Here is a 10,729-nt window from a genome sequence, read left to right on the forward strand (position 1 = left end):
ATGAAACACAGCCGCAAACCGGTGACCGGTTTTACCCTGGTGGAACTGGTGGTCACCATGGCCATTCTGGGGCTCCTGCTGGCCATTGCCATTCCGGCATATACCAGCTATGTGCAAAAAGGGAACCGCCCGGCAGCCAAGACAGCGTTGCTGGAGCTGGCTGCACGCGAGGAGTCCTACTACGCGCTGAACAATGTGTACGCCTCCCAGCCGACCACGCTGGGCTACAGTGCCAACAGCATTTCTGTCCCCGGCAGCAGCCAGAACTACTACACGGTGACGGTGGCCTCGGCTACCAGCGGCACGGTACCTGGCTACACGCTTCAAGCCACCCCAGTGACCGGCAGTGTGCAGGCCAGCGATGCCTGTGTGATCTATCAGCTGGATTCTCTGGGTAACAAAACCAATGTCACCTCCACGGGTGGCACTGTCAGCACCAGCAACTGCTGGTAGGACTGCTTGCCGGGCTTGTACCATCCCTTGCGCTCATTGCCACTGGCGATGAGCCGTGCGCCATGCGCGCCATGTTTCAGACGCGGTGAATCCGCGTTCTGCCATGTCTATCTGCTGTTTTTCAACTTGTTCATGTCATATTTCTTTGCGTGAAGACACCTGACCGGTTTGGCCGCTGCTGCTTGGCTTTTATCGGGAAATTGATGTGTTTTTGCTGAATTTTCATCGTTTTTCTCCTGTGTTCAAATTTCCTGATAAAAGCTTTTTTTTCAATGGCTTGCCCTGTCATCACCCGTGACTGCCTGTCACTTTTCAGTGTTTAAAATAATATTCATTGTGGCGTTTTGTTAAACGCGTGATTAGAATTTGTGCGCCGAGATGCAATGGAAAATCCAGTTGATACAAGGATTTGACAGCTTTGGATACTGTAGTCAGGTATCGACTGTTTAAAAAATTGCCACTCGTTTTGTCAATGACAGGAGAAACAGCATGAGCAACAAGGACCTGATGCAGCGCAAGGCGGATGCAACACCGCGTGGCGTGGGCGTCATGTGTACGTTCTTTGCCGACAAGGCCAAGAACGCCGAAGTATGGGATGTGGAAGGCAACCGTTATATCGACTTCGCCGGTGGTATCGGCGTACTGAATACCGGCCATCTGCATGCCAAGGTGCAGGCCGCCGTGGCCGAGCAACTGAACCGCTTCAGCCATACCTCGTATTCCATCATTCCCTACGAATCCTATGTCAGCGTGGCTGAAAAGCTGAACCAGCTGACACCGGGCAATTTCGCCAAGAAAACCGCCTTCTTCAGCACCGGCGCCGAAGCCGTGGAGAACGCCATCAAGGTGGCCCGCGCTGCCACTGGCCGTCCGGGTGTGATTGCCTTTGGCGGTGCCTTCCACGGCCGCACCATGCTGGGCATGGCGCTGACCGGCAAGGTGGCCCCGTACAAGATCGGTTTTGGCCCGTTTGTAGGCGAGATCTACCACGCCGCTTATCCGAATGCCATGCACGGTGTGTCGGTTGAGGATTCGCTGGCCAGCATCGAAAAGCTGTTCAAGTTCGATATCGAAGCCAAGCGCGTAGCCGCCATCATCTTCGAGCCGGTACAGGGCGAGGGTGGTTTCAATATCGCACCGACAGAGTGGGTGGTGGCACTGCGCCAGCTGTGTGATACCCACGGCATCGTGCTGATTGCCGACGAAGTGCAGGCCGGCTTTGCCCGTACCGGCAAGCTGTTTGCCATGGAGCACTACCCGGTTGCCCCTGACCTCACCACCATGGCCAAGTCGCTGGCCGGTGGCTTCCCGCTGTCCGCCCTGGTGGGCAAGGCCGAGCTGATGGATGTGTCGGCTCCCGGCGCGCTGGGTGGCACCTATGCCGGCAGCCCGCTGGGCCTGGCTGCTGCCGGTGCGGTGATTGATGTCATCCGCGAAGAAAACCTGCTGGAGCGTTCCAACAAGCTGGGCGATTTGCTGAAGGAAAAGCTGCACAGCCTGAAACGCGACATTCCGCAGATTGCCGACGTACGCGGCCTGGGTGCCATGGTGGCTGTTGAATTCAACCAGCCGGGCACGCACCAGCCGGATGCCGAATTCACCAAGAAGGTACAGACCAAGGCGCTGGAATCCGGCTTGATCCTGCTGACCTGCGGGGTGTACGGCAATGTGCTGCGTTTCCTGTTCCCGCTCACCATCGAAGACGAAATCTTCGCCGAAGCGCTGGCCAAGCTGGAAGCCGCGCTGAAGGCCTGATGCCGTCAGGCAGGCCAGGCTGATCCGTCCCGGTCGGCCTTTCTGCCCCGGCTAGCTGTAAGCACGGGCGTGCACCACCGCTGCCTGCCGGTAGCGGCAGGGTGTCGCCTGTGTCCAAGAAGTAATGTGGGTCATTTCAAAAAACATAAAACAATAAAACGACATGACTGGCAGACCGTGCCCACGCAGGCTGCCGGTTTTGGGAGATTCTTTCATGAGTGCTTCATCACAAGGCTTGAGCCACGGGCTCAAGCAACGTCACGTCACCATGCTGTCCATTGCCGGTGTGATTGGCGCCGGCCTGTTTGTGGGCTCCGGCCATGCTATCGCCGAAGCCGGCCCGGCCGTGCTGCTGGCCTATGGCATGGCAGGCCTGCTGGTCGTGCTGGTCATGCGCATGCTGGGTGAAATGGCGGTTGCCTCGCCGGATACCGGCTCGTTTTCCACCTATGCCGACCGTGCCATCGGGCACTGGGCCGGTTACATCATCGGCTGGCTGTACTGGTGGTTCTGGGTGCTGGTGATTCCGCTGGAAGCCAATGCCGCCGCCACCATCCTGCATGCCTGGTTTGCCAGCGTGCCGATGTGGGCCTTTGCGCTGGGCATCACCATCTTGCTGACCATCACCAACCTGTTCAGCGTGAAGAACTACGGCGAGTTCGAGTTCTGGTTCGCGCTGGTCAAGGTTATTGCCATCGTGGCCTTCCTGGCCGTGGCCGGAGCAGCCATGTTCGGCCTGATTCCGGGCAGCCAGGTCAGCGGTACTGCACACCTGTTCGACCAGGGTGGCTTCATGCCCAAGGGCTTTGGTGCGGTGCTGGGGGCCATGCTCACCACCATGTTTACCTTCCTGGGGACCGAGATCGTCACCATTGCTGCGGCCGAATCGGACAATCCGCAGCAGCAGATCACCAAGGCCACCAACTCGGTGGTATGGCGGATCAGCCTGTTCTATCTGGGTTCCATCTTCGTGGTGACCGCACTGGTGGCCTGGAACGACCCGCAACTGGCCGCCCTGGGTTCCTACCAGCGCACCCTGCAGCTGATCGGCATTCCCAATGCCAAGGCCATTGTTGACGTGGTGGTACTGGTGTCGGTGGCCAGCTGCCTGAACTCCGCGCTGTATACCGCCTCGCGCATGCTGTACTCGCTGTCCAGCCGTGGCGATGCCATCAAGATGTTTGGCGACATCGCCCCCAACGGCACGCCGCAAAAGGCGGTACTGGGTTCCATGGTGGTGGGCTTCATGACCGTGATTGCCAACTACCTGATGCCCAAGGAAGTGTTCGACATCCTGCTGGCCACTTCCGGCACCATCGCCCTGCTGGTGTACCTGGTGATTGCCATTTCCCAGCTGCGCATGCGTCAGCGCATGGAAGCCAATGGCGAAACCCCGGCCTTCCGCATGTGGATGTTCCCGACCCTGACCTGGATCGTGATTGTCTTTATCTGTGCCGTGGTGGTGCTGATGGCCATTCGCCCGGAACACCAGGTCGAAGTCATCAGTACCGGCCTGCTGTCGCTGGCCCTGCTGGTGGTGGGCTGGGTGCGCTCGCGCATGTATGGCACACCGTGGATGGGTTCGCGTGAAGCCAAGGTGGCCACACAGTCCTGATCAGACAGCTTATCCGATCAAATCCCTTCCTTTGCCCTGTTCGACCCAGAGCATTACTTCCACCCCCGTCAGGGGGTTTTTTTTATCTCGGCACGGCCGCTGTGTATGCTGGAGCGGGTTTGCATGAAGATAACTTAACGTGTCCTGTAGCAGTTTTTCTGGCTCAATTGATATTTATTCTCAATACCGCATGGCCAGCGCCTTGCGGCCAGACTACAGGAGCAGCACATGTCAAACCTTACTGCCGCACCGGCGCTGTCCCAGCGCCTGAAAACCGAAACCAGCAGCCTGCACGAACACATGCATGCGCTGATGGAGCAGGCGCAGCCCTTTGAGAGCCGGGAGAACTACGCTCGCTTTGTGGCAGCCCAGTATGTGTTTCAGCGTGATATCGATCATCTGTTTGCCGATACGCAATTGCAGCAGGCGGTAAGCGATCTGGACAGCCGTGGCCGCATGCAGGCCTCGGGTGATGACCTGGCCGATCTGGGCCATCCCGTCCCGGCCTGCGGCGATGTCGCCACCGATGATGTACGGATGCCGGCTGCGCTGGGGTGGCTGTACGTGTCGGAAGGCTCCACTCTGGGGGCGGCTTTTCTGTTCAAGCAGGCCCAGGAAGCGCTGGGGCTGACTGCCGACTTTGGCGCCCGCAATCTGGCGGCTTATCCGGCAGGACGTGCGGCGGCCTGGCGGCAGTTTGTCGCCTCGCTCGATAGTGAGGGTATTGCGCCGGAGCAGCATCAGGCCGTACTGGATGGTGCACGCGCGGCCTATCACCGCTTTGGCCAGTTGTTGCAGCACTTTTTCCAACTGGCCTGAAACCGGTGCTCAGGCTGATCCTGGGACTTGCGGCAGTACGATGCACGCCAACAGCCCGCTCGGCTTGCGGTCGCGCAATTGCAGCTCGCCGCCATGCAGCCGGGCAATGGCGCTGACCAGCGCCAGTCCCAGGCCATGCCCCGGTGCATCCTCGCGGCTGCCAAGGCGGCGGAAGCGGCGGGTGGCATCGCTGCGCAGATGTGGCGGGATGCCGCTGCCTTCGTCGGCAACGCCCAGTTGTGCTTCCTGCTGCGTAATATGGGCAAATAGCTGGATCTGGCCGGCCGGCTTGCCGTACTTGAAGGCGTTTTCCAGCAGATTGGCCATGGCCTGGAACAACAGGGCCTGATCGCCATAAAGCTGCGATGCGGGCTGCACGCTGATCTCCAGTGTCACCTGGCTGCATTCGGCCAGCGGCTGGTAGTAGTCGGCCAGTTCCTGCAGCAGCTTGTCGGCGCCAAACCAGGCAAAGGCATGAGCGCAGCGCGCACTTTCCACTTCACCGATGCGCAGGATGGCCTTGAACATGCGCTGGATGCGCTCGGCCTCTTCCAGCGCGCGATGAATGGCATCGGCGGTGGGGCCGAAACGGGCGTGCTCGGCCACGTTTTCCAGTTGCTGGTGCAGGCGGGTGAGCGGGGTGCGCAGTTCGTGCGCCATGTGGCTGCTGACATCCTTCAGTTCGTCCATCAGGTGGTTGAGCTGGTCCAGCATGCGGTTGATGTCGGCCGCCAGCAGGTCGAATTCATCGCCATGGGCAGCTTCTGGCAGTCGCAGCCTGCGATTGCCGCCGATATAGCCACGCAGCGTCTGGCGGATGTCATCCACCCGTCGCATGCTCAACATGCTGGCGTACAGCCCCAGGCCCAGGCTGGTGATCAGCAGCAGGAACAAGCCGCTGCCAATGACCAGCGGCAGCACCTTGACCCGTGTTTGCATGGGCAGGATGTCATACACCACCAGATAGTAGGACTGGTCGGGCAGCGATAGCTGCATGCCCTGGAAATGGTGTGCCTCACCGGCACGGTCCACCAGTGCTGCATCTACCTCGCTTGGCGGACAGCGTTGCCAGCAGCTTTGCAGCTGCTTGAGGTAGGCGGCACCAAACAGGACTTCTCCATCGGGTGCCAGCAGCAGGCTGTGGATGCCGTCACCTTCCTGGCGGGTATTGGCCAGCAGGCTGGTGAGCAGGGGGAGGTGACCATGTTGTCCTAGCAATGGGGACTGGTTGTGCAGATTCGTGCTGACAATGTCGCGCACATGCTCGCGGATCAGCTTGTCGATCAGGTAACTGCTCAGCAGCATGGCACCCAGTGCAATCAGCAGGATGGCCCAGGCAACAATGGCGGCGTGGCGGAACGTACTGGTGTCAGCCAGCCGGCGCAGGCGCTTAGCCCAGCGCATAGCCAACGGCGCGGATGGTGCGGATCAGCGGCGTATCGAACTGTCGATCCAGCTTGCTGCGCAGCTTGGAGACATGTACGTCGATCAGATTGGTTTGCGGGTCGAACTGATAACCCCATACCTTTTCCAGCAGTACGCTGCGGCTGACGGTTTTGCCCGGGGTTTCCGCCAGCACGCACAGCAAATCGAATTCCTTTTCGGTCAGCTCGATGGCCAGGCCCGCACGCGACACCTTGCGCGCCCGGTAGTTGATCAGCAGATCGCCAATCTGCTGGCGCTGGCTGTAGTCCGGCAGGCAGCGCCGCACCAGGATTTCCAGCCGCACCAGTAGTTCGGTGAAGTTGAACGGCTTGCCCAGATAGTCATCGGCACCGGCGCGCAGGCCGGCAACACGGTCGCTGGCGGCATCCACCGCCGACAGCACCATCACTGGCGGATGTTGTTGGCCATGCAGGGCTTGCAGCACATCCAGCCCATCGATATCGGGCAGCATGCGGTCCAGCACGATGGCGTCAAAACTGCCGCCAGCCACCAGGCTGAGGGCGGTGTTGCCGCTATCGACCAGTGTGCTGTGGTGACCGGCGTGTTCCAGCTTCTGGTGCAGCCAGCTGCCCAGCTGTGGGTCATCCTCGACGATCAGGACATTCATTTGTCACATCCATCCTGTTTTATGATAATGATAATCATTATCATACATGAAGCAACGCTTGAACGGGCAAGACCGTGGCCAGCGATAGCCGCCCGCATGCGCTGCCACCGTGCCGCAAGTCCATGTAATCACAGGCTACGCCAGGCAAAGCCTGGTCTGTATTAAGAATTCTTCACTGAAATAATTTTGATAATGGTTATCATTCTCATTTTATTCAAGAGACGAAACCTGCCCCGGCGGTGGCGTCCGGATGTCTGGAGAGTGAGTACATGCAGAAACAACAGTTTGTCCTGGCGAGTATCGCGCTGAGCGTGGCATCGGCACTGGCCCACGCTGATGCCACTACCAGCGGCAGCGACAGTGAAACGGTGTCCACCCTGAGCAAGGTCACCGTGTCGGCTAACAAAAAGGAAGAAGACCTGGACAAGGTGGCACCCAATATCAATGTGGTGACCCGTACCCAGCTGGATGAAAACGCCGCCAGTGATCTGTACGGCATCGTCAAGGATGTGCCGGGCGTATCGGTGGAAGGGCAGAACTCCAAGTTCGGTGCCGCCGAAGTCACCATTCGCGGCCTGTCCGGCGCGCGCAGCCGGGTGCTTACACTGGTGGATGACGAACGCCTGCCGGATACCTACAGCGGTGCCAGTGATCAGGCCTTGACCAACTGGCGTGGCGGCAAGGACTTTGTCGAGCCGGATACCCTCAAGCAGGTAGAAGTGATCAAGGGCCCGTCATCCGGTCTGTACGGTGGCGGATCGCTGGGCGGGGTAGTCAGCTACCGCACCTTCCAGGCCAGTGATTTTGTTGACGATGACAAAACCTTCTACGGCGGATTCAAGCAGTCCTATGATGGCTCCAGCAAGGGGACGGGCAGCACCGCAACCCTGGCCACCAAGCAGGGTGAACTGTCCGGCCTGCTGATGGTGACCAGCCGCCGTGCCGAAGAAACCGACAATATGGGGGACAAGGGCGGCAGCGGCACCAGCCGCACCCAGGCGGACCCGCAACTGGTGAAAACACAGAACGTGCTGGCCAAGGTAGGCATCGATCACGGCGACCATGCGCTCACCTTGTCGCTGGAGGATTTCCGCCGCTCCACCTACACCAACTATCTGGAAGGCGTTACCGGCAGCACCAGGGCAGACAATCTGGATGTGGGCGTCAAGCGCAGCAAGATGGCGCTGGACTACCGCTATCGTGGCGATGGCAACTTCGATGGCGTCAAGCTCAAGCTTTACCACCAGCAACTGCGCGACCGGCAGAATGAAACCAAGCTCACCACCACCCGCGCCACCGACCTTTACACCTGGGATCAGGACCTGTGGGGTCTGAACGGACAAACCGGTTGGCAGCTGGGCGGACATCATCTCACTACCGGCACCGAGCTGGTGTACAAGAATTCCGAACGCGACATGCCCAAGAGCACGGGCACGGATGCCAAATACTACCCGGCCACCAAGGGCTACCAGTTTGGCGTGTTCGTGCAGGATGAATTCGAATTGGGCCGCTTCAGCCTGACTCCCAGCCTGCGTTACGACCTGTCGCGCATCCGGCCGGAAAACGACGCGGTGTATCTGGCCAACAGCGGCACCGTCACCAGCAAGGACAAGTTCTCCGCCAGTGCATGGTCGCCCAAGCTGTCGATCAAGACCGCGCTGAGCGAGCAGCTGACCGGCTTTGTCAACCTGGTGACCGGCTTTCGTGCGCCCACCTTCGAGGAGCTGTACCTGGGTCACGACTACAGCATGTACCGCATGATGCTGATTCCCAATGTGAATCTGAAAGCGGAAACCTCCAAGGGCATCGAGCTGGGCAGCAAATACGCCAGTGGTAGCTGGAACTGGGACAACACAGCCTTCTACAACAAGTACGACAACTTCATCGAGCAGAAGAGCTTTGTGGCGGGTTCCACCACCTACTACCAGTACCAGAATATCGCCCAGGCTCATATTTACGGATTTGAAACCAGTTCTAAGTGGGCCTTTGCCCAGGACTGGCTGCTGTCTTCCTCGCTGGCCTGGGCCAGGGGCTACAACGATACCGACCACACCGCACTGGATTCGGTGGACCCGCTGCGCGTGATCAACAGCCTGGCTTACCAGCAGGACCGCTGGGGCAGCTCGCTCAAGTGGACGGTATCGGCCAAGAAAGCAGCAGGCGATGTCAGCAACAGCGCCTACTTCCGCACCCCTGGCTATGGCGTGCTGGACCTGTCCGGCTGGTACAGGCTTAACAAACAGACCACGCTGCGGCTGGCCGTCAACAACCTCACCAACAAGAAGTACTGGAACTGGAGCGATGTCAAAACCCTGCAGTCCTCGGCCTATCCGATGGACCGCTTCACCCAGTCCGGCCGTTATGTAACCGCCAGTATCGAAACCAGCTTCTGAAACGAGACATCATGACCACACCCACCCTGTTGCAGCGTTATCAGCAGCTCAAGCAAGAACAAACCCATCTGCGTCAGCGCGATGCGGCCAGTGTACTGGGCGTCAGCGAAGCCGCGCTGGTGGCCTGCCTGCCGGAAACCATCCCCTTGCAGTGCCAGCCGGCGCAACTGTTGCCCGCGCTGGCGACACTGGGCAAGCTCAAATCCATCACCCGCAATCAGGTGGTGGTGCACGAAACCCATGGCGAGTACCTCAACCTGACCCTGTCGGAAAAAACCGGCCTGGTGCTGAATCCGGATGGCCTGGACCTGCGGCTGTTCCTGTCGCACTGGCAGCACGCCTATGCGCTACGCCAGCCCGGTGCGCACGGCCTGCTGCATTCGCTGCAGTTTTTTGATGCCCAGGGCGAAGCCATCAACAAGCTGTACCTGCTGGAGGAGAAAAAGCTGCCCGCCTGGGAAAACCTGGTACAGACCCACCGCATGCAGGCCGATACACTGGTACCGGTACCGGCTGGCATCAATATCGCCGCCCAGCCGCAGCTGGCCGCCAGCAGCGATACCAGCGGCTTTGCCGATGCCTGGCTGGCCTTGCAGGATGTGCATCACTTTCATGCCCTGCTCAAACGCTATGGCCTGCAGCGTCAGCAAGCCTTTAGCCTGGCACCGCCCGGTTTTGCCTGGCGCCTGCATGGCACGGCGCTGACCGCCTTGCTGGAAGGTGCGGCCGCCAGTGCCTTGCCCATCATGGCTTTTGTCGGCAATCGCGGCATGGTGCAAATCCACACCGGGCCGATCAAGGCAGTGCGCCGCGTTGGCCCCTGGCTGAACGTGCTGGATCCGGCCTTCAATCTGCACATCCTGGAAGAGGAAATCACCGCACTGTGGCTGGTGCGCCGCCCCACCCGTGATGGCGTGATCACCTCGGTGGAAGTATTCGATGCAGCAGGGGAAAGCGTGCTCAGTTTCTTTGGGCAGCGGCGCGAAGGTGAGCCGGAGCTTGCTGCGTGGCGTGCACTGGCCACGGCGCTGCCGGTACTGGAGGTGGACCATGCGGCTTAAGGCTTGGTTGACATTGTTGTGTCTGGCTTGCGCCCTGCCGGCTCAGGCAGCACAGCGGGTGGTAGCGCTCAGTGCCGACGTGGCCGAGCTGGTGGTGGCCCTGCAGGCCCAGCAGCTACTGGTGGGGCGCGACAAGCTGGCGCGCCAGCCGCAACTGGCACGGGTGCCGGTGATTGGCAGCTCGCGCGCGCTGACGGCACCGCCGGTACTGGCGGTCAAGCCCGATCTGGTCATCGGCAGTGATCAGGCCCAGCCGCCCGGCATCTACCAGCAATTGAGCACGCTGGGGCTGAAGGTGCTAAAGCTTGACCATAGTGACGACCCGCAGGCTTTTGCCGACGGCATGCGTCAGCTTGGCCTGGCGCTGGGGCGTCCGACACAGGCCGAGGCGCTGGCCAGCCAGTGGCTGCTGGCGCTCAAGCCGCAGCCGGGCAGTGGCAAGCGCATTCTGCTGAGCTACGACGGACGGCTGGTGGCCGGGCGGGGGACGGCGGGGGATGCGCTGATCCGCGCTGCCGGCATGGTGAATGCCGCGGCGGATATCCAGGGCTTTTTGCCGATGAATCCGGAAGCCTGGCTC

At 60.2% G+C, this 10,729-nt stretch carries 10 protein-coding genes; 7 read left to right on the forward strand and 3 right to left on the reverse strand.

Annotation, left to right across the window (positions count from 1 at the left end):
• Complete coding sequence (locus JHD62_RS06660; protein WP_045847477.1) at nt 1-453, forward strand: type IV pilin protein; 453 nt, start codon at nt 1-3, stop codon at nt 451-453.
• Nucleotides 454-942: 489 nt separating this feature from the next.
• Complete coding sequence (gene gabT / locus JHD62_RS06665; RefSeq protein WP_199102262.1) at nt 943-2,208, forward strand: 4-aminobutyrate--2-oxoglutarate transaminase; 1,266 nt, start codon at nt 943-945, stop codon at nt 2,206-2,208.
• Nucleotides 2,209-2,259: 51 nt separating this feature from the next.
• Here the strand turns inward: gabT and JHD62_RS06670 are convergent, their stop codons facing one another.
• Nucleotides 2,260-2,424, reverse strand: coding sequence for a hypothetical protein (locus JHD62_RS06670; RefSeq protein ID WP_199102263.1), 165 nt, complete (start codon nt 2,422-2,424; stop codon nt 2,260-2,262).
• Between JHD62_RS06670 and gabP the strand changes: the two genes are divergently transcribed.
• Both gabP and JHD62_RS06680 read left to right on the forward strand, forming a co-directional pair.
• Nucleotides 2,423-3,823, forward strand: coding sequence for a GABA permease (gene gabP, locus JHD62_RS06675; RefSeq protein ID WP_199102264.1), 1,401 nt, complete (start codon nt 2,423-2,425; stop codon nt 3,821-3,823). The two genes, JHD62_RS06670 and gabP, sit on opposite strands and share 2 nt — an antisense overlap.
• A 228-nt stretch (nt 3,824-4,051) precedes the next feature.
• On the forward strand, nt 4,052-4,642 hold the full coding sequence (locus JHD62_RS06680; protein WP_199102265.1) for a biliverdin-producing heme oxygenase: 591 nt from the start codon (nt 4,052-4,054) through the stop codon (nt 4,640-4,642).
• Between the two features lie 9 nt (nt 4,643-4,651).
• Here the strand turns inward: JHD62_RS06680 and JHD62_RS06685 are convergent, their stop codons facing one another.
• Together JHD62_RS06685 and JHD62_RS06690 are read right to left on the reverse strand one after the other, a co-directional pair.
• Nucleotides 4,652-6,046: a sensor histidine kinase KdpD gene (locus JHD62_RS06685; protein ID WP_199102266.1), complete on the reverse strand. Its 1,395-nt coding sequence runs from the start codon at nt 6,044-6,046 to the stop codon at nt 4,652-4,654.
• Nucleotides 6,033-6,695 (reverse strand): response regulator transcription factor, encoded by a 663-nt coding sequence (locus tag JHD62_RS06690; RefSeq protein WP_199102267.1) that lies wholly within the window; start codon nt 6,693-6,695, stop codon nt 6,033-6,035. The genes JHD62_RS06685 and JHD62_RS06690 overlap by 14 nt, the downstream gene beginning before the upstream one ends.
• A 269-nt stretch (nt 6,696-6,964) precedes the next feature.
• Here JHD62_RS06690 and JHD62_RS06695 point away from each other — a divergent pair, with 269 nt between their 5' ends.
• From JHD62_RS06695 to JHD62_RS06705, 3 genes are all read left to right on the forward strand, one after another.
• Nucleotides 6,965-9,088 (forward strand): TonB-dependent hemoglobin/transferrin/lactoferrin family receptor, encoded by a 2,124-nt coding sequence (locus JHD62_RS06695; RefSeq protein WP_199102268.1) that lies wholly within the window; start codon nt 6,965-6,967, stop codon nt 9,086-9,088.
• A gap of 11 nt (nt 9,089-9,099) precedes the next feature.
• Complete coding sequence (locus JHD62_RS06700; protein ID WP_199102269.1) at nt 9,100-10,149, forward strand: hemin-degrading factor; 1,050 nt, start codon at nt 9,100-9,102, stop codon at nt 10,147-10,149.
• On the forward strand, nt 10,139-10,729 hold a 591-nt coding region (locus tag JHD62_RS06705), incomplete at its 3' end, for a hemin ABC transporter substrate-binding protein (RefSeq protein WP_199102270.1). The genes JHD62_RS06700 and JHD62_RS06705, both read left to right, overlap by 11 nt.

Source organism: Aquitalea sp. ASV11 (genome assembly GCF_016429185.1).
Taxonomy (GTDB): domain Bacteria; phylum Pseudomonadota; class Gammaproteobacteria; order Burkholderiales; family Chromobacteriaceae; genus Aquitalea; species Aquitalea pelogenes.